At 27.9% G+C, this 24,250-nt stretch carries 29 protein-coding genes and 1 tRNA gene; 11 read left to right on the top strand and 19 right to left on the bottom strand.

The window, feature by feature from the left end; genetic code table 11:
• Window positions 1-6: 6 nt before the first annotated feature.
• Together AC5SLZ_RS05675 and AC5SLZ_RS05670 are read right to left on the bottom strand one after the other, a co-directional pair.
• On the bottom strand, window positions 7-585 hold the full coding sequence (locus AC5SLZ_RS05675; protein WP_028036488.1) for a thioredoxin domain-containing protein: 579 nt from the start codon (window positions 583-585) through the stop codon (window positions 7-9).
• Window positions 582-1,070: a DciA family protein gene (locus AC5SLZ_RS05670; RefSeq protein ID WP_494615322.1), complete on the bottom strand. Its 489-nt coding sequence runs from the start codon at window positions 1,068-1,070 to the stop codon at window positions 582-584. Before AC5SLZ_RS05670 ends, AC5SLZ_RS05675 begins: the two co-directional genes overlap by 4 nt.
• Here AC5SLZ_RS05670 and AC5SLZ_RS05665 point away from each other — a divergent pair, their 5' ends adjacent.
• Together AC5SLZ_RS05665 and AC5SLZ_RS05660 are read left to right on the top strand one after the other, a co-directional pair.
• Window positions 1,071-2,051 carry an A/G-specific adenine glycosylase gene (locus AC5SLZ_RS05665; protein ID WP_028036490.1) on the top strand — a complete coding sequence of 327 codons (981 nt, stop codon included), beginning with the start codon at window positions 1,071-1,073 and terminating at the stop codon, window positions 2,049-2,051. It begins immediately after the preceding gene.
• The gene (locus AC5SLZ_RS05660; RefSeq protein WP_028036491.1) at window positions 2,051-3,199 is read left to right on the top strand and encodes an NAD(P)/FAD-dependent oxidoreductase; all 1,149 of its coding nucleotides are present in this window, start codon (window positions 2,051-2,053) and stop codon (window positions 3,197-3,199) included. Before AC5SLZ_RS05665 ends, AC5SLZ_RS05660 begins: the two co-directional genes overlap by 1 nt.
• Here the strand turns inward: AC5SLZ_RS05660 and AC5SLZ_RS05655 are convergent.
• The 3 genes from AC5SLZ_RS05655 to AC5SLZ_RS05645 all read right to left on the bottom strand — a co-directional run bounded on the left by AC5SLZ_RS05655 (window position 3,196) and on the right by AC5SLZ_RS05645 (window position 5,792).
• Window positions 3,196-4,266 (bottom strand): DNA methyltransferase, encoded by a 1,071-nt coding sequence (locus tag AC5SLZ_RS05655; protein WP_028036492.1) that lies wholly within the window; start codon window positions 4,264-4,266, stop codon window positions 3,196-3,198. The genes AC5SLZ_RS05660 and AC5SLZ_RS05655 overlap by 4 nt on opposite strands.
• A gap of 92 nt (window positions 4,267-4,358) precedes the next feature.
• Window positions 4,359-4,931, bottom strand: coding sequence for a ribonuclease HII (gene rnhB / locus AC5SLZ_RS05650; protein WP_028036493.1), 573 nt, complete (start codon window positions 4,929-4,931; stop codon window positions 4,359-4,361).
• Window positions 4,932-5,072: 141 nt separating this feature from the next.
• Complete coding sequence (locus AC5SLZ_RS05645) at window positions 5,073-5,792, bottom strand: uracil-DNA glycosylase (RefSeq protein ID WP_028036494.1); 720 nt, start codon at window positions 5,790-5,792, stop codon at window positions 5,073-5,075.
• An 11-nt stretch (window positions 5,793-5,803) separates the two neighbouring features.
• On the opposite strand from AC5SLZ_RS05645, the gene AC5SLZ_RS05640 reads away from it, so the two are divergent.
• From AC5SLZ_RS05640 to AC5SLZ_RS05625, 4 genes are all read left to right on the top strand, one after another.
• Window positions 5,804-7,489, top strand: a complete 1,686-nt coding sequence (locus tag AC5SLZ_RS05640; RefSeq protein WP_494615320.1) for a tetratricopeptide repeat protein — start codon at window positions 5,804-5,806, stop codon at window positions 7,487-7,489.
• Window positions 7,489-8,334 (top strand): GHMP family kinase ATP-binding protein, encoded by an 846-nt coding sequence (locus tag AC5SLZ_RS05635; RefSeq protein ID WP_028036496.1) that lies wholly within the window; start codon window positions 7,489-7,491, stop codon window positions 8,332-8,334. The genes AC5SLZ_RS05640 and AC5SLZ_RS05635 overlap by 1 nt, the downstream gene beginning before the upstream one ends.
• Before the next feature lie 33 nt (window positions 8,335-8,367).
• Window positions 8,368-8,441 (top strand) — tRNA-Gln (locus tag AC5SLZ_RS05630).
• 3 nt (window positions 8,442-8,444) lie between these two features.
• Complete coding sequence (locus AC5SLZ_RS05625; protein ID WP_028036497.1) at window positions 8,445-9,719, top strand: CCA tRNA nucleotidyltransferase; 1,275 nt, start codon at window positions 8,445-8,447, stop codon at window positions 9,717-9,719.
• Here the strand turns inward: AC5SLZ_RS05625 and greA are convergent.
• The 3 genes from greA to AC5SLZ_RS05610 are packed head-to-tail and all read right to left on the bottom strand — an operon-like array spanning window position 9,716 to window position 11,498.
• Entirely contained in the window at window positions 9,716-10,192 is a 477-nt protein-coding gene (gene greA, locus AC5SLZ_RS05620) for a transcription elongation factor GreA (RefSeq protein ID WP_028036498.1), read from the bottom strand. The genes AC5SLZ_RS05625 and greA overlap by 4 nt on opposite strands.
• 3 nt (window positions 10,193-10,195) lie before the next feature.
• Window positions 10,196-11,023 (bottom strand): oxygen-dependent coproporphyrinogen oxidase, encoded by an 828-nt coding sequence (gene hemF, locus AC5SLZ_RS05615; RefSeq protein WP_028036499.1) that lies wholly within the window; start codon window positions 11,021-11,023, stop codon window positions 10,196-10,198.
• 1 nt (window position 11,024) lies between these two features.
• Complete coding sequence (locus AC5SLZ_RS05610) at window positions 11,025-11,498, bottom strand: tRNA (cytidine(34)-2'-O)-methyltransferase (RefSeq protein ID WP_028036500.1); 474 nt, start codon at window positions 11,496-11,498, stop codon at window positions 11,025-11,027.
• A 93-nt stretch (window positions 11,499-11,591) separates the two neighbouring features.
• Here AC5SLZ_RS05610 and petA point away from each other — a divergent pair, with 93 nt between their 5' ends.
• From petA to AC5SLZ_RS05595, 3 genes are read left to right on the top strand one after another with little or no spacing between them, the layout of a single operon-like run.
• A complete protein-coding gene (gene petA / locus AC5SLZ_RS05605; RefSeq protein ID WP_028036501.1) occupies window positions 11,592-12,101 on the top strand; it encodes a ubiquinol-cytochrome c reductase iron-sulfur subunit in 510 nt (169 codons plus the stop codon).
• Window positions 12,102-12,109: 8 nt separating this feature from the next.
• On the top strand, window positions 12,110-13,372 hold the full coding sequence (locus tag AC5SLZ_RS05600; protein ID WP_028036502.1) for a cytochrome b: 1,263 nt from the start codon (window positions 12,110-12,112) through the stop codon (window positions 13,370-13,372).
• Between the two features lies 1 nt (window position 13,373).
• Window positions 13,374-14,153 (top strand): cytochrome c1, encoded by a 780-nt coding sequence (locus tag AC5SLZ_RS05595; RefSeq protein ID WP_028036503.1) that lies wholly within the window; start codon window positions 13,374-13,376, stop codon window positions 14,151-14,153.
• On the opposite strand, the gene ychF is transcribed toward AC5SLZ_RS05595, so the two are convergent.
• Genes ychF through lgt form a run of 7 tightly spaced genes read right to left on the bottom strand, consistent with a single transcriptional unit; the run spans window position 14,130 to window position 20,050 of the window.
• The gene (gene ychF, locus AC5SLZ_RS05590) at window positions 14,130-15,203 is read right to left on the bottom strand and encodes a redox-regulated ATPase YchF (protein WP_028036504.1); all 1,074 of its coding nucleotides are present in this window, start codon (window positions 15,201-15,203) and stop codon (window positions 14,130-14,132) included. The two genes, AC5SLZ_RS05595 and ychF, sit on opposite strands and share 24 nt — an antisense overlap.
• Window positions 15,203-15,766, bottom strand: coding sequence for an aminoacyl-tRNA hydrolase (pth, locus tag AC5SLZ_RS05585; RefSeq protein ID WP_028036505.1), 564 nt, complete (start codon window positions 15,764-15,766; stop codon window positions 15,203-15,205). Before pth ends, ychF begins: the two co-directional genes overlap by 1 nt.
• A 36-nt stretch (window positions 15,767-15,802) precedes the next feature.
• Entirely contained in the window at window positions 15,803-16,501 is a 699-nt protein-coding gene (locus AC5SLZ_RS05580) for a 50S ribosomal protein L25/general stress protein Ctc (RefSeq protein ID WP_028036506.1), read from the bottom strand.
• Window positions 16,502-16,546: 45 nt separating this feature from the next.
• On the bottom strand, window positions 16,547-17,479 hold the full coding sequence (locus tag AC5SLZ_RS05575; RefSeq protein ID WP_494615318.1) for a ribose-phosphate pyrophosphokinase: 933 nt from the start codon (window positions 17,477-17,479) through the stop codon (window positions 16,547-16,549).
• Window positions 17,480-17,486: 7 nt separating this feature from the next.
• A complete protein-coding gene (gene pgeF, locus AC5SLZ_RS05570; RefSeq protein ID WP_028036508.1) occupies window positions 17,487-18,245 on the bottom strand; it encodes a peptidoglycan editing factor PgeF in 759 nt (252 codons plus the stop codon).
• Window positions 18,238-19,290, bottom strand: coding sequence for an SAM-dependent methyltransferase (locus AC5SLZ_RS05565; RefSeq protein ID WP_028036509.1), 1,053 nt, complete (start codon window positions 19,288-19,290; stop codon window positions 18,238-18,240). The genes pgeF and AC5SLZ_RS05565 overlap by 8 nt, the downstream gene beginning before the upstream one ends.
• Window positions 19,277-20,050 (bottom strand): prolipoprotein diacylglyceryl transferase, encoded by a 774-nt coding sequence (gene lgt, locus AC5SLZ_RS05560; protein ID WP_028036510.1) that lies wholly within the window; start codon window positions 20,048-20,050, stop codon window positions 19,277-19,279. Before lgt ends, AC5SLZ_RS05565 begins: the two co-directional genes overlap by 14 nt.
• Before the next feature lie 32 nt (window positions 20,051-20,082).
• On the opposite strand from lgt, the gene AC5SLZ_RS05555 reads away from it, so the two are divergent.
• On the top strand, window positions 20,083-20,328 hold the full coding sequence (locus AC5SLZ_RS05555; RefSeq protein ID WP_028036511.1) for a hypothetical protein: 246 nt from the start codon (window positions 20,083-20,085) through the stop codon (window positions 20,326-20,328).
• Here the strand turns inward: AC5SLZ_RS05555 and AC5SLZ_RS05550 are convergent.
• From AC5SLZ_RS05550 to AC5SLZ_RS05540, 3 genes are read right to left on the bottom strand one after another with little or no spacing between them, the layout of a single operon-like run.
• Window positions 20,306-21,625, bottom strand: coding sequence for an ATP-binding protein (locus AC5SLZ_RS05550; protein ID WP_494615316.1), 1,320 nt, complete (start codon window positions 21,623-21,625; stop codon window positions 20,306-20,308). The genes AC5SLZ_RS05555 and AC5SLZ_RS05550 overlap by 23 nt on opposite strands.
• The gene (locus tag AC5SLZ_RS05545; RefSeq protein ID WP_494615315.1) at window positions 21,606-22,283 is read right to left on the bottom strand and encodes a response regulator; all 678 of its coding nucleotides are present in this window, start codon (window positions 22,281-22,283) and stop codon (window positions 21,606-21,608) included. The genes AC5SLZ_RS05550 and AC5SLZ_RS05545 overlap by 20 nt, the downstream gene beginning before the upstream one ends.
• The gene (locus AC5SLZ_RS05540; RefSeq protein ID WP_494615313.1) at window positions 22,276-22,713 is read right to left on the bottom strand and encodes a MarR family winged helix-turn-helix transcriptional regulator; all 438 of its coding nucleotides are present in this window, start codon (window positions 22,711-22,713) and stop codon (window positions 22,276-22,278) included. Before AC5SLZ_RS05540 ends, AC5SLZ_RS05545 begins: the two co-directional genes overlap by 8 nt.
• Before the next feature lie 72 nt (window positions 22,714-22,785).
• On the opposite strand from AC5SLZ_RS05540, the gene AC5SLZ_RS05535 reads away from it, so the two are divergent.
• Window positions 22,786-23,667 carry a branched-chain amino acid aminotransferase gene (locus tag AC5SLZ_RS05535; RefSeq protein ID WP_028036515.1) on the top strand — a complete coding sequence of 294 codons (882 nt, stop codon included), beginning with the start codon at window positions 22,786-22,788 and terminating at the stop codon, window positions 23,665-23,667.
• On the opposite strand, the gene pgsA is transcribed toward AC5SLZ_RS05535, so the two are convergent.
• Window positions 23,664-24,248 carry a CDP-diacylglycerol--glycerol-3-phosphate 3-phosphatidyltransferase gene (pgsA, locus tag AC5SLZ_RS05530; protein ID WP_028036516.1) on the bottom strand — a complete coding sequence of 195 codons (585 nt, stop codon included), beginning with the start codon at window positions 24,246-24,248 and terminating at the stop codon, window positions 23,664-23,666. The two genes, AC5SLZ_RS05535 and pgsA, sit on opposite strands and share 4 nt — an antisense overlap.
• Between the last annotated feature and the right edge of the window lie 2 nt (window positions 24,249-24,250).

Genomic DNA, 24,250 nt, shown 5'->3' with positions numbered 1-24,250 from the left:
ATTAACTTATATCAGTTTTTCTAGAGCTTTTTTTATATTTTTATAATTTAGAGTTTTTTCAAATTTTTTGTTATTTATGACTATCGTAGGAGTAGAATTTACTTTAAAGTTTTTAGCTCCATCTATTCGGTCATTTAAAACAAAGTCTTCTATTTCTCCGTTATTTATGCATTTATCAAAATTTATATCAAAGCCTTCGCTAGTCAGAAATTTTCGAAGATTTTCATTTGCCTCTTCTACCGAATTACCCTTTACCCATTTTTGTTGGTTGGCATATAGACTATTCAAAATTGTCGAATCACCATCATTTTTACATTGTGAAACTTTAGAGGCATTGAAGGCTGCGGCATCTAATGGAAAATGTCTAAATTCAATTTTAGCTATACCTGTATCTAGGTATTCTTTTTTTAATTCAGGAAATACATCTTTGTGAAAACTTGCACAGTGGCTACAAGTTAAAGATTCAAATGCGATTATAGTTATTTTTGCATCTTTATTACCAACAAATATTCTTTTTATTTCCCCTGCATTAATACTTGAGATAGTGCTGAAAAATATAAGAGTAAAAGCTAAAATTTTTTTCATTTTTTTTTAAAGACCTTTGTTAATTCGATAAGTGATTTTTTTATTTTATTATTTTTTACATTATTGATTTTATCTTGGTATTTATCAATTGCGACATTTTCTTGTTTAATTTCAGATTTAGTAAAATTTTTGTGCTGATCATCAAAACTTATAAATTTAAGTTTTTCAACCACCCCATAACCAAAAAAGCTATTCATCTTATCCATTATGTCTTTTTTTGAATATTCCATATCAACTTCATGGCCCTTTTTAACCATTATGAGTAAAGTGCTAACACCAAACTTATTAGAATTTTTAAATGTTTTTGGGTAACAAACTTTAAATAAATCCCCACCAACTATATATTTCCAGTTATTTAAAGTTTCAGAATAAATATGTCCTTTTTTATTTATAATTTTTTTTACATTCTTTGGCAAAGTGTCTTTAAATGATCTTAAACCTTGAATGGTTTTATTTCTCTGCTTAGTATTATCTTTAAATTGCATATGAAAGAATTAATAATAACAAATAAAATTCTTAATTGGTATGATATTCACAAAAGAACATTACCTTGGAGAAAAAAAACTTCCTCCAAAAAAAAGCAATATTACACGTTGGTTAGCGAATTTATGTTGCAACAGACGCAAGTTGCAACTGTGATACCTTATTTTAATAGATTTATAAATCACATTCCAAATTTAGAAGCACTTGCTAATTTTAATGATCAAAAATTAATTAAGCTTTGGGAGGGGTTGGGCTATTATTCTAGAGTCAAAAATTTAAAAAAAACTGCTCAAATTGTTATTAAAGATTTTAATAAAAATTTACCCGATAATCTTTTAGACCTTAAGTCACTTCCTGGAATTGGAGATTATACTGCAAGTGCCATTATGGCTATTGCATTTGATAAACCTATTATTCCTTTAGATGGTAATATTGAAAGAGTTTTAAAAAGATACCTATACTTAAAAAATGAAAATCAAATTCAAAAGGATAATTTGGTTAAGCAGAAAAAAATATTTGGCACATCTTTAAGATCTAGCGATTATGCTCAAGCATTGATGGAATTAGGAGCACTAATATGTAAGCCAATCAATCCTTATTGTGAAAAATGTCCTGTTTTAGGAAAATGCAAATCTTTTAAAAAAAAAGATTTTGTTTTGACTAAATTTAAAAAAGTTAACAAAGAAAAATATTATATACTTAAGGTTTATAAAAAAGGTAATAAATATTTATTAGTTAAAAATAAAAATTTTAATTTTCTGAAAAATTTGAATATTTTTCCAATGCAAGAAATAATTAAACCAAAGAACTTTGAACATAATTTAAATTTTAAAATGTCTAATATGAATATGAATATTAAAATTGAAAATAATAAGATAGACAAAACAGTACCTTTTTCTTATTGGATTGATCCAAAACAATTAGAAAAATGTACACTTCCAACATTCACAAAAAAAATTGTTTCTTATTTGGAAAACCATTGATGAAAAAAATTGCAATAATAGGAGCGGGTATTTCAGGTTTATTTATTGCGAATTTATTTAGAGAAAATCCTGATTACCAAGTGATAATTTATGAAAAAAATAGTTCTATAGAACTAGATGAAGGGTATGGAATACAGCTATCTACAAATAGCATCAAGCTTCTCAATAAAATTGGATTTAATGATTTAGAAAATAAAGATAAATTTAACCCTGAAAAAATTGATTTTTACGATCTTAATCATAAAAAAATTTGTGATCTAAATATTTCAGAGTTTAATTCTGAAAATTGTAAGTACACAACCCTAAAAAGGTCTAAATTAGTCGAATTTTTAAAAGGTAGGTTAAAAGAAAATATAATTAAGTATGATCATAATATTCAAAAAATTGAAAAAAACGATAATCAAATAATTTTAACTTTTAATGAAGGCGCCAAAGTAATTTGTGATCATCTTATTATTTCTGATGGTGTATTTTCTAAAGGTAAGTTGTTAATCTCTAACAATGAAATAAAACCTACTTATAATAATTCTATTGCAGTAAGAGGTAGTATTTCAAGAAAACAACTAAAAAATTTAAATAAAAAAAATATTTCTTTGTTTATGGGTCAAAATTTTCATTATGTAATTTACCCTGTAAACAACAACAATGAATCTTTTAATTACATTGGAGTTTTAAATTATAAATTAACAACAAATGAGTTAGATAATTATGGTCTTTTTAAAGAAAATAGTTTTATTCAAGATATAAAATCTAAATTACAAAATCAAACTTCTTCAAATATTTTAGATAATCTAAATAACATCAAATGTTTCCCAGTTTTTGTCAGCAAAGGCTACCTTAAAACAGGCGCAAATATCTCATTAATTGGAGATGCTTTCTTTGCCTTTCCACCTTCATTTGCTCAAGGAGCCTCTCAATCTATTGAGAGTGGTTATGAATTATTTAATGATATTGAAAATAATAAAAATGAATTTTACAATAACAGAGTTGTAAAAGTTAGAATGATAAATAATAGATCAAAGCTTAATCATTTCGCCTTTCATTTATCAAATCCAATAATTATCTTTTTTAGAAATATTATTTTAAAATTTTTAACAAAAAATAAATTTTTTCTAGCAAGTTATTTGGGTAAAATTTATAAAAATTAATTTTTAGCAATTAATCTTTGTCTTAAATAATCAATTGGATGTGTTCTTCCATTAATATCACAATGCCAATAAGTCCAACCATTACAACTCTCAGCACCTAGGATAGTTGCTGCAACTTTATGAATAGATCCCTCAGTTTGATCATGCTTAATGCTGCCATCAGCCATAATTCTTGCAGAGATTTTTTTCTTATTGTCAAAAATGTTAGTACCTGGCTTGATTATTCCAAGTTCCACTAAAGAGCCAAATGGAATTCGTGGTTTGGATCTGTTATTCTTAAGCGTATCGAGTAACTCATCCTCTATTGGCTTTGTGTTTTTTAATCTTTGTTCTGCTGCTTTAAAATAACTTTTTTCTTTCTCTATACCAAAATAATTTCTACCTAATTTTTTTGCTACAGTTGCTGTAGTTCCAGAACCTAAAAATGGATCTAAAATCATGTCATCTTTATTTGATGACGCTAATAAAACTCTGTGTAGTAGAGACTCTGGTTTTTGTGTTGAATGTACTTTTTTACCATTTTTTTTGAGTCTTTCAGAGCCATTGCAAATTGGTAAATTCCAATTAGACCTCATTTGTAGATCATCATTTAAACATTTTAATGATTGATAATTAAAAGTATATTTGGATTTTTCACTCTTTGAGGCCCAAATTAAAGTTTCATGAGCATTCGTAAATCGTGTTCCTCGAAAATTAGGCATTGGGTTATTCTTATTCCAAATAACATCATTTAAAATCCAAAATCCTAAATTTTGAATTGCAGTTCCCACCCTAAAAATATTGTGATAACTACCTATGACCCAGATGGCTCCATCTTTTTTTAAAATTCTTTTACACTCAGCTAACCATGCGTATGTAAAATCATCATATTTTTTGAAATTTTTAAATTGATCCCATTTATCATTTACCGCATTTACCTTAGATCTATCTGGTCTAGTAAGCTCACCTTTTAATTGTAAATTATATGGAGGGTCTGCAAAAACTAAATCAAAAGTCTCGCTTGGAATTTTTTTTAATTCCTCAAGACTATCTCCATTAATAATTTGATTTTGAAAATCAGTTTTCATTTGTATAAAATAATTAGACTCTAAAAGGATTCTTGGGTCAACCTGAGATTGAATTATTTAGATTCGATTTGTGTTAACTAAAAGATAGATAACTAGATATTGTGTATCTTGAATTTAGATATGGGAGAGAATGTTTTTCTATGATGCTTGTTGATACCAATTTTTTTAATAGCTTTTAAATGTTGCTTTGTTCCATATCCAAAATTTTGATCCCAACTATATCCTATGTTTTTCTTAGCCAATGTAGTTATGAATTTATCTCTAGCAACTTTAGCAACAATTGATGCCGCAGAGATAGAAGCTATTTTTTGATCACCTTTAATTATAGCTTTTAAACTATAATTTTTTAAATCAGGTATTTTATTGCCATCAATTAAAACATGAGAAGGTTTTTTTTTAAGTTTTTTTATGGCTCTTTTCATTGCAAGTAAACTTGCTTGCAATATATTGATTTTATCTATTTCTTTAACAGATGCTTTGCCAACTGACCAAATAGAATTTTTTTTAATATAACTTGATAACAATTCTCTTTTATCTTTATTAATAGTTTTGGAATCTTTTAATAATTTTTTATCAATATTTTTATTTAAAATTACTGCTGCTGCGTAAACTGGTCCTATTAGACTTCCTCTTCCTACCTCGTCAACACCAGCTACAATTTTCATTTAAATTATTATGAAGTGGTAAATTAATAGTCCAATCAAAACTCCCTTTATAAAGGAAATCCATATAAGGTAGTAATTAGAAATTTTAAGTTTTTTTGCCCACCAAGAAATATATCTTTTATGTAATTCAATCATATTAACTTAAATAACTATCTTCATTTCAGTGATTTTTTTTTTAATTTTTTTTAAGTCTTCCCATGAATATTTCTTATTTTCTGGAAATCTAATTAAGTAAGATGGATTAAATGAAATCATCAGTGGGTAGGTTGTGTTTTTTAATATTACTTCTTTCCATTTTCCTCTTTCAGATGATATTTTGGTATTAATTCCTGTCACTGCTTCCATTGCTGAGCCTCCCATTAAAATGATAATTTTTGGATTAATAATTGAAATATGTTCTTTTAAAAAAACAGAGTATCTCTTAATTTCTTGGGAGGTTGGTTTTCGATCTTCAGGAGGTCTAAAATTAATTGCATAACTGCAATAGATATTTTGTCTTTTGATTTCTATTGCTAGCAGCATTTTATCTAATAATTTTCCAACATCGCCTTGAAATGTTGTAATAGTTTTATCCTCCTCAGCTCCAGGAGCTTCACCAATTAACATAATTGGGCTATTTATATTTCCATCTCCAAGCACGATATTCTGAGAATTATCCTTTAAATTACAATTTTCGATTGAATTAATTTGTTTTTTTAATTTCTCTAGGAGCTCACTTTTATTTGCTTGGTTATAATTGTTGTTATTTTCAATAATATTAAATCTATTAATTGGCTTATCTTTAAATACAAAGTTTGGTTCGATAGTATCTATTAACTGATCGTCTAATTTGCCTTTTTGATTTATCACTTTTTTAGTCATAGAATGATTTAATGTTAAACAAACTAATAAAAATAATTGTTGTTTTTATATTATCCTATCAGACCCCTCTATATTCTAAAAGTGCTAGTTTTAACGAATTTAATTCAAGAGATTTATCAAATTATTTTTCAGGAATTATTGCGTTTGAAAATATGGATAATTCTGATGCATTAAAATTTTTTAATGCGTCCAAGGTGCTTTTGAATAAGCATGATGTATATTTAAAACGATATACTTTTTCCTTGGTCTTAGAAAATAAAGTTGCGCAGGCTATTAATGTAATCAAAAATAGTAATAGCAATGAAAATTTAGATTTTTTTGAGGCTTACCTGCTTTTAATAGCTGATAGTTTAAAAAAGAATAATATCGAACAAGCAGAGAAATATTTAAATTTAAGTTTGAAATTTCAAAATGAAAATAGATTCAATACTGTAATATTTGAAACATTAAGACAATATTTTTATACTTTTAAAAATAAAAAAACTTTATTTAACAAAAAAAATTTTGGCAATATCTCAATTATTAATCAAGCATTTCAAAGATGTTATCTTAAAAAGGAGAATACTAGATCTTCTTTTTTAAACTTAATAAATAATCCTGATGGAGATTATTCAAGATATATATTTTTTTATATAAATTATTTAATTGAAAATGATCAAATTGAGGAAGCCAAGGCAGTTTCTGGGAAGCTTAAATATATAAATTCTACACTTCTCTTGTCTCAAAGTAAAAGCTGGGTAGAAAATAAAAAATTTAAAGAATTTAGCAAAATTTTTTCATGCGATAATCATAACGATATTGTAAGTGAGTTTTTATTTTTGATTTCCAACCTATACTCATCCCAAGATGATATTGAAAAATCTAATTTCTATTTAAATCTATCACATTATTTAAATCCAAAATTCATTTTGAATTCAACACTTGTGGCTGAAAATTTTTATTTAAATGGTGAATATGACAAGGCAAAAAAAATATTAAATAATTTTGATAAGAAATATAAATTTTATTATTGGTTTAGACTTAAAAAAGAAGCTCAAATAATTATTCAAAATAAGGGTTATGATGAGGGAATAGATTATTTAAGTTCAAAATTCAGTAAAATTAAAAACCCAAATATTAAGATGATTTTTGATATTGCAAATTTTTATAAAAATTCAAAAAATTATGAAAAAGCAATTGAATATTATACTGAAATCATCTCATCTCTAGATGATAATTTGGAAATTAAATCTGATCTTCTTTATAGAAGAGGTGGAAGTTATGAACGATTAGGCAATTATCAAAAAGCAGATAAAGATTTAAAATATTCATTACGAATTAATCCAGATGACGCTTATGTTTTAAATTATTTAGCCTATTCATGGTTAGAGCGTGATTATAAAATTGATGAAGCTATGAAAATGTTAGAAAAAGCATATGCTTTAAGAAGTAATGATCCTTATATTACAGACTCAATAGGGTGGGCATATTATTTGATAGATAATTATACTGAAGCAGAAAAATATATTAAAAAAGCCGTTGAATTAATGCCAGACGATCCAACTGTTAATGATCATTATGGCGATATTTTATGGAAATTAAATAGGAATATTCAGGCCAGATACTTTTGGAATTATGTTTTAAAATTAGAGGATGTAGATGAAGACATTAAAAAAAAGATAAATATCAAAATCACAGAAGGTATCAATAATTCTTAATGAAAACTAATGAAGTAAAATCATTTGCTAAGATCAATTTAGCTTTACATGTTACTGGTAAGTTAACTAATCTTCACAAAATTGAGAGTATAGTTAAGTTTATAGAATTACATGATACAATCTCAATAAAAAAAATTAAAAGCAACAAACATAAGATTTTTTTTAATGGCAATTTCTCTAAAAATATTAAAAAAGATAATACAGTAAATAAATTATTTAAAATTTTAGAAGAAAAAAAAATATTAGATAATAAAAAATTTCAAATTAAGATAAAAAAAAATATTCCACAGGAAGCTGGTCTTGGAGGAGGATCCATGAATGCTGCTACAGTTCTAAATTTTTTGATTAAAAAAAATTTTATCAAGATTAGCCAAAAAAAAGTTTTACAAATTACAAAACTAATTGGTTCTGATGTAATTTTAGGTATCAATCCTAAGAGTACAATTTTATCATCAAATGGTGTTATTAAGAAATTTTTAAAAACTTCAAATTTTAATATCTTACTTGTTCAACCAAATTTTGGATGTTCTACAAAAAAAATTTATTCAGAAGTAAAAAAATTTAGTAAACCTAAATTAAATAATCCTAAAAAAGATATGATGAATTTAAAATCTTTATTAAAATATGAAAATGATCTTGAAAAAATTGCATTCACAAAATACCCAAAACTTAAAATTTTAAAATCTTATTTAGAAAATTTAAATCAACCTTTATTTGTAAGAATGACAGGATCTGGATCAGTTATAATTGCGTATTATCAAAAAAAACAAGATTGTGAATTAGCAAAACTTAGATTTAAAAGAAAATTTAAAAATTTTTGGTGTAATACATCAAAAACTATATAAATTTTATTTTTTTGTGCTATATGAAAGCAAGATTGGGGCGTAGCCAAGTGGTAAGGCACTGGTTTTTGGTACCGGCATCCTAGGTTCGAATCCTAGCGCCCCAGCCATATATGAATAACTTTTTAGATAAAATTTTTTTTAGATCTCGAAATCTTGATTATATAAGTCAAAACCTATTTAATTTAACAAATCAAACACCTGCCAATAAGATCTTTGAAGCACTTAACGCTTATGCTGATAATAGTGAGGTGAGATACGTTGGAGGTTGTGTAAGGAAGATTATAAAAAAACAAATAGTTGATGATATTGATTTAGCTACAAATTTGAAACCAAGCGAAGTTTGCGATGCTCTAAAAAAAAAAGAAATTAATTATTATGAAACAGGTATTGACCATGGAACTATCACAGCAATAATTGACAAAAATAAATATGAAATTACTTCTTTGAGAAAAGATGTTTCTACAGATGGGAGGCATGCAAAAGTAGAATTCTCTTTGGATTGGAAAGAAGATGCGGCTAGAAGAGATTTTTCTATAAACTCAATTTACTCAGACAAAGATGGAAATTTGTTTGATCCATATGATGGTAAAAAGGATCTTGAGAATGGTAACATTAAGTTTATAGGAGATGCTGAAAATAGAATAAAAGAGGATTATTTACGTATTCTTAGGTATGTGCGATTTTTTATAAATTATTCAAATCAAAGTCATGATCCAAAAATAATTAAGATTATAAAAATAAATATTGATGGTGTTTCAAAATTATCATCAGAAAGATTGTTAGATGAATTTAAAAAATTAACGAGATCAAGCGCATTCGTGAAAATATTTAAAGATGATATTTGTTTAGAGATCATAAAAATGATTTTCCCTCAATTAAAAAACCTAGATAATTTTAAGAAATTAAATTCTTATGCCCAAGACAATCTGTCTAAAGTTGATTTTATTTTTTTATTGTCTTTAATGATAGTTGATGGAAGTGACAATACTGATTATTCTATTTATAAATTCAACTTATCTAAAAAAGATCAAAAAAGATTAAAATCAATTGATTTTTTTTATAAAGATGTTGCGGACATCAAAAATTTTAATGAAAAGAATTTTAATAAGATTTTTTATTATAATGGTAAACAAACTGTACTTGATATTATTAACTTTGCATTATTCACATCTATTAAAGTTGAAAAAAAATTATTAAAATTAATAGAAATTTATAAAAATAAAATCCCACCTTCCTTTCCAGTAGGCGCAAACATGATAATGACTAAATATAATATCCCTGAAGGGAAGATATTAGGTAGTAAGCTTAAATTGATTGAGGAAAAATGGGTTCAAAATAGTTTTCAAATTTCAGAAAAACAAATTCAAAAAATTATTAAAAGTTAAATATATTTTACGTCTTTTATTTCAAAATTTTTAACTCCAGCAGGAGTTATGATTTCCACTAAATCATTTTTGTTTTTTCCAATTAAACCTTTGCCTATTGGTGATTGGAAAAAAATTAGCTTTTGTTTTAAATTAGCCTCGTCTTTTCCAACAATTTTATAGTTAATTTTTTCACCATTATCTAGGTTTTCTAAAAATACAGTAGAACCAAAGATCACCTTTCCATCATTACTTAACACTGTAACATCGATGACATTTGCTCTCGCAATAATATCATTTATTTCTGTTATTCTTCCCTCACTGTGAGATTGCTCCTCTTTAGCAGCGTGATATTCAGCATTTTCTTTTAGATCCCCATGCGATCTTGCTTCCGCAATTGCAGCTACAATTTCAGGTCTTTTTTTTTCTTTTAAAAAAACTAATTCTTCTTTTAGTTTATTTAATCCATTCAATGTTATCGGTTCTTTATCCATTTATTATTTCCATTTAGCGATTGGAGGTAACGACATTAATATACCCTCTACGTTTCCACCTGTTTGTAATCCAAATTTAGTTCCTCTATCATACAATAAGTTAAATTCAGCGTATCTACCTCTCTTAATATACTGCATCTCTTTATCTTTTAAAGTCCATTTTTTTTTAATTTTTTTTTCTATAATCTCATTAAATATCATTTGAAACGTAACACCAACATCTCTTACAAATTTAAAGTCTTTTTCAAAATTGTTTTTTTTATAATCAAAAAAAATTCCACCTATTCCTCTCGCTTCATTCCTATGAGGCAAGAAGAAATATTCATCACACCATTTTTTGTATTTTTCATAATAATATTTATTGTGACGATTACACATTTTTTTTAACGATTGATGAAATGTATTTTTTTCCTTTTCATCTTTAATGGTAGGAGTTACATCCATACCACCACCAAACCAATTTTGAGTTGTGCATATATATCTAGTGTTGAAATGCATAGCTGGAATGTGAGGATTTTGCATATGCATTACTATCGAAATTCCAGACGCCCAAAATCTTGGATCTTTACTTGCGCCAGGAATATTTTTTTGAAATTTTTTTGGAAATTTTCCATAAACTTTTGAAAAATTTACACCCACTTTTTCAAAAATTTTTCCATTTTTAATAATTCTATATTCACCTCCACCCTCATCTTTTTTTTTGCTTCTTTGCCATGAGCTTGATTTAAATTTTATTTTATTTTTTTCTAATTTAACGATGTCATCACAAATAGCATTTTGTAAAAGCTTAAACCAATTACTAGTAATGTCTTTTTTTATTTCATTATCCATTTTATATTAACCCTGTTTGTCTTAAACTTTCTGCTAAAACAACTGCAACCGAGGATGCAATATTAAGTGATCTGACATTTTCTTTCATTGGTATCTTCAAACGATCATTTATAGATTGATGAATATTTTCAGGAACACCAGCACTTTCTCGACCAAACAATATCGTATCATTTTTTTTGAAATTAAACTTTGTATAAGATATCGATGCTTTAGTTGTCATTAAAATAATTCTTTGATTCTTTTTTGCCTCAAAGAAATGTTTTGAACTTTGATATAAATCAATTTTATCCCAATCCATGTAATCCATCACTACTCTTTTAAAACGTTTGTCACTCAGATGAAAACCACATGGTTCAATAATTTCAAGTTTAGCGCCTAAACAAGCGCATGTTCTGATTATTGCCGCTGTATTCTGAGGTATATCTGGCTCATAAAGTGCAATTTTAGGTCTTAGAATTGTTGAATTCTGTGTCATTCTTTCAGTAGTAAAATTATTATTTTATATTATATGAATTCGTATATTAAGTATTTTTAAATCAATAATAGACAATATAAACAACTAATTCATATGTCAGATAAAAAACCAGAAAGACGAGATTTTTTATTTACCGCCTCATATACTGTGGGAGCAGTAGGCGTGGCCGCAGTTGTTTGGCCATTAGTTGACCAAATGAATCCAGATGCCTCAGTAAAGGCACTAGCAAGTACAGAAGTTGACGTAAGTTCAGTTAAACCTGGAAATACTATAACCGTGCTTTGGAGAGGAAAACCAGTTTTTATTAGAAGAAGAACTCAAGATGAAATTTCAGAAGCTAGGTCAGTTAAAATGGAAGATTTAATCCATCCTGAAAAAGATGAAGATAGAGCTAAAGATCCAGAGTGGCTAGTTATGCTTGGTGTTTGCACTCATTTAGGCTGTGTCCCATTAAATGATAAAGGTGATTATGATGGTTGGTTCTGCCCGTGTCACGGTTCGCATTACGATACTTCTGGTAGAATTAGAAAAGGTCCTGCACCTTTAAACATGGAAGTTCCAAAATACGAATTTGTTAATGCTAATACAATTAAAATTGGATAATTAATATTATGAGTGATCACGAATACACGCCTACATCAAAAGTTGGAAAATGGTTTAATGACAGACTTCCACTTTTAACTTTAGCAAATCATTTAACAGATTATCCCACACCAAAAAATTTGAACTACTGGTGGACATTTGGAGGAATTCTAACTTTTTGTTTAATAACTCAGATTGTAACTGGTTTAACACTTGCAATGCATTACATAGCTCATGCTGACATGGCTTTTGAAAGTGTTGAGCATATAATGAGAGATGTTAATTATGGTTGGTTAATAAGATACATTCATGCAAATGGTGCATCAATGTTTTTTTTAGCAGTTTATATTCATATATTTAGATCTTTGTTTTATGGATCTTATAAATCTCCAAGAGAAATTATTTGGATAATTGGAATAATCATTTATCTACTAATGATGGCAGCTGCATTTATGGGTTACGTTTTACCTTGGGGTCAAATGAGTTTTTGGGGAGCAACAGTTATCACAAATTTATTTAGCGCAATTCCATTAGTAGGTGAGGGAATTGTTACTTGGTTATGGGGTGGTTATTCTGTAGACAATCCTACTCTAACCAGATTTTTTACACTCCATTATTTAATTCCTTTTTTAATTTTAGGCCTTGTTGTTTTGCATATTTGGGCACTTCATGTTCCTGGAAATAACAACCCGGTTGGAATTGATATAAAGAAACCTTCAAAGGATACGGTGCCGTTTCATCCATATATTGTTATTAAAGATGGATTTGCATTACTAATGTTTATGATTGTTTTTGCCTTTTTTGTTTTTTATTCACCAAATATTTTGGGCCATGCTGATAATTATATAGAAGCTAATCCAATGGTAACCCCAGCTCATATTGTTCCTGAATGGTATCTTTTACCTTTTTATGCAATTTTAAGATCTGTGCCTGACAAGTTACTTGGAGTTGTAGCAATGCTATCAGCTATTTTAATATTAGCTGTACTACCATGGTTAGATACTTCAAAGATAAGATCTGCAGTGTTCAGACCTTTGTACAAGCAGTTCTACTGGATACTTGTAGCTGATGTTTTAATTCTAGGATACATGGGAGCTATGCCAGCTGAAGGGCTTTACTTATTAATTGCAAGAGTAGCTACTGCATATTATTTTCTTCATTTCTTAGTGATTTTACCAGTTTTAGGATTTAAAGAAAAAACATTGCCTATTCCACTAAGTATAACTGAACCTGTTCTTGGAGGCTCTCCAAATTTGGCAATGGCTAAAAATAAAGAAAGTATAGATAAATAAAGTGAAGAATTTTATTAAATTATTTTCAATTATAGTCTTATTTTTTTTTACATTTACTCAATCACAATCAGCAGAAAAAGTTGATTATTTAAAAACTGACTGGAGTTTTAAGGGACTTTTTGGTAAATTTGACAGAGGTTCACTTCAAAGAGGTTATCAAGTTTACACAGAAGTCTGTGCTTCTTGTCACTCAATGAAATATCTAAGTTATAGAAACTTAGGAGAAAAAGGTGGACCAGAGTTCTCAGAAGCTGAAGTCAAAGCTATAGCAGCTTCATTTGAAGTAATAGATGGGCCAAATGCTGATGGTGAAATGTTTGAAAGGCCAGCAAAATTATCTGATAAATTTGTAATGCCATACGAAAATGTCAAAGCAGCTCAAGCAGCTAATGGTGGTGCTTATCCTCCTGATATGTCGGTTTTAGTTAAAGCTAGAGGAGGTGGGGTAGACTATATTTATTCTTTACTTCAAGGATATGAAGATGCTCCAACTGGAATGACTTTAGATGAAGGTGTTCATTACAACAAATATATGTATGGAAATAAAATCAGAATGTCTGCTCCACTGTCAGAGGATCTAATAGAATATGGAGATGGAACTAAAGCAACAGTTGAACAAATGTCAAAAGATGTGACAACATTTTTAATGTGGGCAGCTGAACCACATTTAGAGTCTAGGCACCGAATGGGTTTTAAAGCAATTATTTATTTGATTATTTTAACTATCTTAGTTTATTTCAGCATGAAAAGAATATGGTCACGTGTTGAATCTGAAGTTTAATACATCACCATCTTTAACTATATAATCTTTACCCTCTAGTCTCATTTTCCCGTTAGTTTTTGAATTGAGCCATCCATCATTTGCTACGAAATCTTCATAGGAAACTGTTTCTGCTCTTATAAAACCCTTTTCAAAATCAGTATGAATTTCACCAGCAGCTTTAGGGGCTGTACAGTTCTTTTGTATAGTCCATGCTCTTGTTTCTTCTGGACCAGAAGTAAAATAGGTATCTAATTCTAATATTTTATAACCTTTTTGAATTAACATGCTTAATCCAGTTTCTTTCAAACCAATCATTTCCATATAGTTTTTTCTTTCTGAGGACTCTAGTTCATTGATTTGATTTTCTATATCAGCTGACACAATTAAAGTATTTTCTTCACCAAATTTTTCTATAAAATCTTTTGTATATTGATTACCTTTCTGAACACTTTGTTCGTCTACATTACATACAAATATTTTTGGTTTAATTGATAATAAACCACTCTGATCAAGTTGTTTGCTCTCAAATTGAGATTTTAGAATAGAAATATCTTTGTCGTTATCAATACATTCTAGTGCTACTTCTAATATCTTTAGTTGTTCCTCATCTACGTTTTTTTTATTACTTTTTTCTAATCTCTTTTGGATTGACTCCAAATCAGCCAACATCATTTCAGTCTCAATAATTTCTAAATCTCTGATAGGATCTACTGTTGGGTTAACATTTTGAATATCATCAGAGTCAAAGCATCTAATCATATGAATAATTGCATCCACCTCTCTAATATGTGATAAAAACTTATTACCTAATCCCTCACCTTTAGAAGCACCCTTTACTAATCCGGCAATATCGACAAATGAAATAGTAGTATTTATGATTTTTTTTGATTTTGAAACTTTAGATAGGTTATCTAATCTTTCATCAGGCACTGGAACAACACCAACATTTGGATCAATTGTGCAAAAAGGAAAATTAGCTGCTTGAGCTTTGCTTGAGTTTGTTAATGCATTAAATAAAGTAGATTTACCTACATTGGGCAAACCAACAATTCCACATTTAAAGCTCATTATTTATTGTTATTTACTGTGCTAGAAAATAGATCTAATTTTTTTTCTACCAGTATGGAAATTGAGTCATTGATATCATTTGAGATTTTTTCAATACCAGCTAACTCATCTTCTTCAAAGTTCTGAAGAACAAAATCTCCTACTTCTATATTTTCTTTTGGTTTACCGATACCAATCCTCACTCTTGAATAATCTTTACCAATAAATTTATCAATAGACGCAATGCCATTATGCCCTGCACTTGATCCACCAAATTTTGCTTTAATTTTTCCAAATTCAACATCCAAATCATCGTGAAAAACAATCACGTCTTCTGCATCTATTTTAAAATACTCAATAAGCTCTCTTATACAAATTCCTGAATTATTCATAAATGTTAGAGGTTTGATTGCATAGATTTTTTGATCACCAACATTTCCAGTTGTGAGTAATCCTTTAAATTTGGGTTTTTGTTTAGATAAACCAAAATTTTTATTAATTGAGTCGATAATTTTAAAGCCAACGTTATGTCTATTGTTTTCACTATCTGGTGTTGGGTTGCCTAGGCCTACAAATAAAAGCATATTTTTTAATGGATAGTAAAATTTAACTTTGACAGTTTATTTCTTTTCTTCAGCAGCTTTTTTATCGTCACTCTCTTTTTTTTCACCCTCAGCTGCTGGTTTATTACCTTCTGCTGCTTCTGCTCCTGCTTCACCTTCTGCAGCTTCTGCTTCAGCTGGTTTTTCAGGTTCTTTCATTACTGTTGGTGCAGCCAATGTCGCTATAACAAAGTCTCTTCCTTTAATTGTTGGAGTTACATCTGTTTCTAAATTAATTGATGATATTTTGAAACTTTCACCTATTTCAACACCATCAAGATCAATTACCAAACTTTCAGGAATTTTTTCACTTGGACATCTTAATTCTACTTTTCTTCTAACAATGTTTAAAACCCCACCTCTTTTTAAACCTGGAGATTTTTCGTGGTTAATAAATTGAACAGGTACTTCAATTCTTATTTTTACACCAGGAACTACTCTTAAAAAGTCTACGTGAATAGGTTCATCTGAAACGATGTGATATTTAATTTCTCTTGGAAGTACATTTTGTGGTTTTCCATCAACGTTTAAAGTTACTATATTCGATAAAAAATTTTCTTTATCAATTAAAGATTTTAATATTTTTTTTGAAATTGATACTGTTTCATTTTGTGCTTCACCACCATAAATCACGGCTGGTACACCACCATTATTTCTAAGTGAGCTAAGTTCACCCTTAGTTTTAGTATTTCTAATGTTTGCTTCTAATGAAATCATAAAATCATGGGTTTTTAGCCCAAGTTCTTTAATAACTCAAGGTAATTATTTAAATAAATCCGAAACGGATGTTGAATTGGAAATCCTTTTGATTGCTTCTCCCATTAAGCCAGAAATTGGCAGAACCTCAATGTTTTTAGCATCTTTAATTTTGTCATTGTTGTCAATCGTATCAGTAATAACAAGATTTTTGATTACTGAATTTTTAATTTTTTTTACAGCCTCACCACTTAATACTCCATGCGTGATATAAACATAAACTTCCTTTGCACCCCTATCTTTAAGTGCTTTTGCAGCATTAACTATTGTTCCACCTGAATCAATAATATCATCAACAATTATACACGTTTTACCCTTAACATCTCCAATTACATTCATTACTTGTGATTGGCCTGGTTTTGGTCTTCTTTTGTCAACAATTGCAAGCCCTACATTTAATAGTTTTCCTAAGGCTCTAGCTCTTTCAGTTCCACCAACATCTGGTGCAACACAAATAATATTTTTATTTTTTATTTTCTTTTTTGCATGTCTTGCAAAAATTGGGGTCGCAAATAAATTATCAACTGGAATATCAAAAAAACCTTGAATTTGGCCAGCATGCAGATCAACAGTTACAACTCTATCTGCACCAGCTTTAGTGATTAGATTTGACACAAGTTTCGCAGAGATAGAAGTTCTTGGGACAACTTTTCTGTCCTGTCTTGCATAACCAAAATATGGAATAACAGCAGTAATATTTTTTGCAGATGATCTTTTTAATGCATCTATACATAGCAAAAGTTCCATAAGATTATCATTAGCAGGAGATGAAACTGATTGAATAATAAAAATGCTATTTCCTCTAATATTTTCATTAATCTCAACATAAATTTCGCCATCTGAAAAGTTTCTGATGCTTGAGTTTACTAGTTTAGACTTTAAATATTTTGCAATATTTTTGCTAAGAGGTTTGTTGCTATTACCGGATAATAATTTCATTAAAAACCTAATTAAGCATAATTATTGATATATTTCTACCATAATCATTTTGTTTTAATTTTAAAGCTCTTCTAGCGCTGAAAAATTTATTTTTTATATCAAAAGTATCAATTTTTAAAAAATCTATATTTTTAACTTTAACAGCTTTTAGAGAAGCGTATATATAGTTGGTTAAATCAAAGTATAATTTATTTTTTTTATTCTTAAAAAATATATAATTTTTTTTGTTTTTTTGAATAAATTTTCTTTTAAAATCTTCTTTCACTTCATAATTTTTTTGAGAAATAGATGGGCCTATAACTGCTATAATATTTTCTAACTTACAGCCTTTTTTGACCATGAACTTAATTACTTTAGTGGTAATCCCCTTGAAAGCACCTTTCCAGCCAGCGTGAATTGCTGCTATCATCCTCTTTTTGTTATCGTAAATTAATATTGGAGTGCAATCAGCCGTTAATACAGCAATAGGAATATTTGTTTGATCAGTAATTATAGCGTCAGCTCTAGGTTTTACTTTATTATTATATGTTTTATTAATGAATATGAGCTTATTGCTATGTATTTGATTAACTAAAAAAATATTTTTTGCTTTTTTGCCAATCTTTTTTCTTACTATTTGTAAGTTTTTTTTAATATCTTTTTTATTATCTTTTGAGCCAGGACCACAGTTTAAACTTTTATAAATATCTTTAGAGTGACCACCAATACTGTTAAAAAAGCAATGTTTAAGATTTTTTATTTTTGTTAATTTTTTTGATCTAATCAATTTCAAAACCTGTTTTAAATTTATTTTTTTTCATTTTTATTAACATTACTTTAAATAGTTCACCCATTTGTTTTTCGTCTATTAGACGTCTAATTCTATAAAATAAATCTGATTTTTCTGAGAAAGGGATATTTTCACTTATAATTTCAGCTCTTTGGACTATACCCATACTTGTTAAAAATTTCTTTTGATTGCTAATTAAAGAATTTAATTGATCAAATTGATCTATAAATTTTTTAAATATGTTGAAGTTAATATTGTAAGTTATGTCAGAGTCTCCAATATTTTCCAAAATGTTTGAATATTTGTGATCTTTAATAGCCTGTAGAGTTTCATGCATCTTAATATCTAGATATCCATAATCAATTATTAATATTCCACCATCATTTTTTTTTAATAAGCTGCAAATATTTTTTAAATATTTAAAAGAACCTGGTGAATACTCAATAATTTCTTGCTCATTTGAAATATTAAAATTTAAGTTTTGTTCAATTTTTCCTATATCAGTAGGATGTTCTTTAAATTCAGCTTCTTTTTTATTTTTAAAATTGACAAATCTTTCAACCCAACCATCTTTTTTTTTAAAATATTGTTTTACAGGGAGTGCATCAAAAAATTCATTGGCTAAAAAAATTGTTGGATGTGAATTGTTTTTTTTTATATCCTCTATCCAAGTTATCTTTTCAGATTTCAAATTTAATTGTTGTTTTTCTTTTAATAGGTCACTTTTTTCATGAATTTGAAAATTACAATTCATAAAACACTCTGGAAAATTCTTTAATGTTTCAATAATAACTTTAATCATCTCACCATTTCCAGCCCCAAACTCCAATAAGTTAAACTTTTTTGGTGATCCAAGACTTTTCCAAAAGGTTACTACCCATATTGCTATTATTTCTGAAAAAACTCTTGTAATATTTGGAGCAGTAATAAAATCACCTTCTTTTCCAAAAGGATTTTTTTTCATGTAGTATCCCTCATCTTTATCGTAAAGAGCTAATTCTATGAATTGGTCTAAGGGTAATTCTCTATTATCTGTTTTCATTTTTAATGTAAAAAATAGTTATTCCTCCCGAAATAAATACTAAGCTTATTATTTGGCCCATAGTTAAATTCAAAATTAAATAGCCTAGTTGTTCATCTGGAACTCTAAAAAATTCGACAAAGAATCTAAATAGAGAATAAAAAATTAAAAATAGCCCTGAAATTAACCCAGGTTTTTTTAAATAATTCCTATTCATAAAGTACATTAATATTAAGAACAAAATTATACCTTCTAAGATTGCCTCATATAATTGTGAGGGGTGTCTAGACAAATTATCTATTTTTATAAATATAACTGACCATGGCACATTTGTAGCTGTTCCATAAAGTTCTGAATTTATAAAGTTAGCCAATCTTCCAAAAAAGATTCCAATCGGTGCAACTAATGATATTTGATCTAAATAAAAAAATATATTTTGATTATTTTTTTTTGCGAAAATATAGCTTGAAACAAACACCCCAAGCAAACCGCCATGGAACGACATCCCACCTTGCCAAATCTTAAAAATATCAAAAATATTTTCTGAGTAATAAGAGAAGTTATAAAATAATATATAGCCTATTCTTCCACCTAAAATTATTCCAATGATAATGTAAGTAATATAGTCATCAAATTCTTTTCTTATATCTGAATTTTTGATAAATATTTTCTTGCATAGGATCCAACCAATTACAATTCCCAAAATATAAGCTAAGGAATACCACCTAATTTCAAATGACATAATTTGAAAAGCGACTGGGTCAAAATTATTGATGAACATTTTAAATAATACTTATAATATATATCTTATATATGAAAAATTCTAAATTTATAATTGATAAACTTGGTAAGCTTTTTGAACAAGGTATTGTTTCTTCAAAAGATCTTAGTTCAGAACTATTTAATGTTTTAAAATCTAAAAGAGATGAATTTGTTTTTAAGATGAAACTTGTTAGCAAAGATGAATTCGAAGTATTATCTAAACGTGTTGAAAATTTAGAAAATAAAATAAAAAAATTAGAAACAAAAAAAAAAACTAAACGGATAAAAAAATCTTAACACTTAATCCATTCATTTCAGATTTATCAAGAACAATATTTCCACCATGTGATCTAATGATATCTGATGCTATAGATAGCCCAAGACCTACGCTCGACTTTGACTCTGCTCTTCCTTTGTCAATCTTGTAAAATGGTTTAAATACATTTTCATGTTCTTCTTCTGGTATACCAGAACCATCATCATCGATTGTAATAAATAAATTAGTATTTTCTTTACTGAGTTTTATTTTAACTTTGTTCCCATATTTCAATGCATTATCAATTATATTATTTAAACAACGGTTAATTAAGTTTTTTCTGCCATTGATGTAAATTCTTGGTAGTAAATCTTTTTTAATATTCTGATTATTGTACTTACCAACAACTTGTTCTATCAATTCTGATATGTTGAACATTTCATCTTTTTCCATATAAGACGAGCTTGTAAATTGAAGATATTCATTAAGCATTTTTTCCATTTCATTAATATCTTCTGCTAACTTTTTGGTTAAATCTTTATCTTTAATAAAAGCAATTTGTAACTTCATCCTTGTAAGTGGAGTTCTCAAGTCATGACTTATGCCAGATAGCATTTCTGTTCTTTGATTTAAATGTCGAAGTATTCTTTTTCTCATTTTATCAAATTCATGACCTGCTTGTCTGATTTCCAATGCTCCAGATGGTTTGAACTCCTCTATTTCTTCACCTTTACCAAACCTTTCTGCTGCACGGGCTAGGTTAATAATTGGTCTAGTTTGATTTTTCAAAAATATTAATGAAATTATAACCATTATAATTGCTGGAACAGTGATCCAGAGTGCAAAAATTCTTGCAGATGAACTTGTTACCCTATCTCTTGGAACTAAAAATTTAAAGTATCCATCTTCATACTTAATTCTTATATCAATTAATTCTTTATAACTTGTGGTATCAAACCAAAAATCACCAGGATTAAAATTTGATTTTAATTCTCTTCTTAAAGTTCGATCAATAGGGCTGAATATTCTTTTAATGTATTCGCTGTTAAAGCTTTCTTTATTAACGTGCTCTATATTTAAATTTATAAACAAAGAAAAGAGGTTTTTTAATTCATCCTTGTCTATTTTTTTATTGTCATAAACTTCAACAAATAAATTAATTTCATTAATTAACGCTCTAGTCATTCCTTTGTTAGTTTTAATCCAAAGGCTGTCAAAAAATACTATTGTTATAACTAATTGAAGCACCAAAATAGGCACAGCAACAATTAGAAGAGCTCTATAAAATAATCTTTTAGGTAGTATCCTTTTAAAAAAGTTACTCAATCCAAAGAACATATCCAGCACCTCTTATTGTTTGTAAAAATTTTGGATTTTTAGGGTCGATTTCAATTTTTTTTCTCAACCTTGTGATAATAACATCTATAGATCTTTCTTTGTCTAGTTCAATTAATTGACCAATATCTTCTCTTGAAAATGTTTTACCTGGATTATTAATCATTTTTTCTAAAATTATTTTTTCTGTATTATTAATTTTAAATTCATTGTTATTTTTAATAATCAAAAGTTTATTTAAATCAATTTTTACATGTGCAAACTCAATAATTCTGACCTGTTCAGTTTTTAAAGTTTTATTTAAAATATTCTTAATTCTTAAAACTAACTCTTTTGGTTCAAACGGCTTTGGTAAATAGTCATCAGCTCCAACTTCTAAACCTTCAACTCTCTCGCTTGCTTCTCCTTTTGCAGTTAAAAGAATAATAGGAGTGTCTAATTTTTTTTTATGATCCTTTATAAATTCCAGTCCACTTTTACCTGGCATCATTATATCTAGTATTATTAAATCAAATTTAATAATACTAATTTTTTCTGATGCATCCTCAGCACTATCAGCTGTCGTAACTAAAAAATTATTTTCATTTAAATATTTTTTCACCAAAGATCTTATTCCATCATCATCGTCAACAACTAGGATATGAGCAATAAATTTATCCATTAATAATTTTGGTTAAAACATTGTCAAAATTAATTACTTCTTCTGAACTTGAATTAAGTAATGCGTTGTAAATTCTTTTTTTTTGTAAATTGAAAATTTCATTAAATATTTTTTTTCCTTTTTCATTTAAAAAAATATGTTTCACTCTAGTGTCATGATCATCCTTTTTAAAAATTATAATTTCTAATTTGATCAAATCTTTGAGTACTCTGTTGAGGCTTTGTTTTGTTACTTTTAATCGTTTCAAAAGCTCAGAAATCGAAATTCCATGGTACATTGATAGTAAGTGAATAACTTTATGGTGCGCCAAACCAATAGAGTATCTATCCAATATCTTTTTTGCATCTGAAAATGTTTCTCTGTAGCTAACAAATAATTTTTCAATTAAATCTTTTAGTTGTTCGTCTTTTAAATATAAAAGTTCTTTCATTATAGGTAAGTTATATTGACATATTACAGATACAAAGATATTTTTCACATATAATTTTAAAAAATTTCATACATGGAACCGTACGATAAAAGAACCGGAAAGATTTGGTATAATAGTGAGCTTGTTGATTGGGCTAATGCTAAGATACATGTTTTAAATCATGGACTTCACTACGCAAGTTGTGTTTTTGAAGGAGAACGAGTTTATGATGGCTCAATATTTAAATTAGAAGAACACACTTCAAGACTTTTTTATTCGGCAGAAAGAATGGGCATGACAATTCCTTACAGTGAAAAAGAGATTAATGATGCCTGTAACAAAATTATTTCAGTTCAAAACGTAGAAAATGGATATGTAAGACCTACTATTTGGAGAGGAAGTGAAATGATGGCAATTTCTGCACAACAAACAAAAATTCATGTTGCTATAGCAACTTGGGAGTGGGGTTCTTATTTTGATCCAAAACTAAAAGTGGAGGGAATAAAACTAAATATTTCTAATTGGCGAAGGCCTGCTCCAAATACAATTCCTTGGGATACAAAAGCATCAGGTCTTTATATGATTTGCACTTTATCTAAGCATGAAGCAGAAAAACAAGGTTACACGGATTCATTAATGTTAGATCACGATGGAAATGTTGCTGAAGCAACTGGAGCAAATATTTTTTTTAAAGATAAAAATGGAGAAATTCACACTCCTATTCCAGACTCTTTTTTAGATGGAATAACAAGAAGAACAGTTATTGGGATTGCAAAATCTAAAAACATTAAAGTCCATGAGAGAAAAATAAATCCATCTGAACTATCCAATTTTGTAGGATGTTTTTTAACTGGCACAGCAGCAGAAGTGACACCGGTCTCATGTATTGCAGAAAATCAATTTAAAGTATGTGAAACTATAATTGATCTAAATGAAAGTTATCAAGCTTTAGTAAGAAAGAAAAAAGCAGCTTAATTTTTATTATCTTCTGACATTGCGTGATCTATTCCCTTACGCATATAATCATATCCAGTAAAAAGAGTTAAAAATGCTGAAAGCCAAAGAAGTATAATTCCTATAGTTTGAGCATTATAATTTTGAAAGTTTATAATCTTATTACCCGTATCTCCCGAAAGTAAAAGAGCAATAGAAACCATTTGTAAAACAGTTTTTAGTTTTGCTAAATTGGATACAGGAAGTTTTATTTGCCCTTTAGCTAGAAATTCTCTTAATCCTGAAATTAATATTTCACGAGTAAGAATAATTATTGCCGCAATAACCTCATAATGCCTAATGGTTCCATCCATTACTAATAAGATTAATGCTGTAGCAACTATAATTTTATCTGCAATTGGATCTAACAATTCTCCTAATTTAGACTCCTCTCCGAGCATTCGAGCTAACATTCCATCTAAAAAATCAGTAAATGAGGCTACTATAAATAATATTAAAGCAGTTAAATCTCCATAAAAACCAGGGAGATAGAAGGCTAAAACAAAGAAGGGGACAATTATTATTCGTCCAATTGTTAGTATGTTTGGAATTTTTCTAAGCATAA

The organism is Candidatus Pelagibacter sp. PS_06 (assembly GCF_059418045.1).
This window is presented reverse-complemented; position numbering and strand designations above follow the sequence as displayed.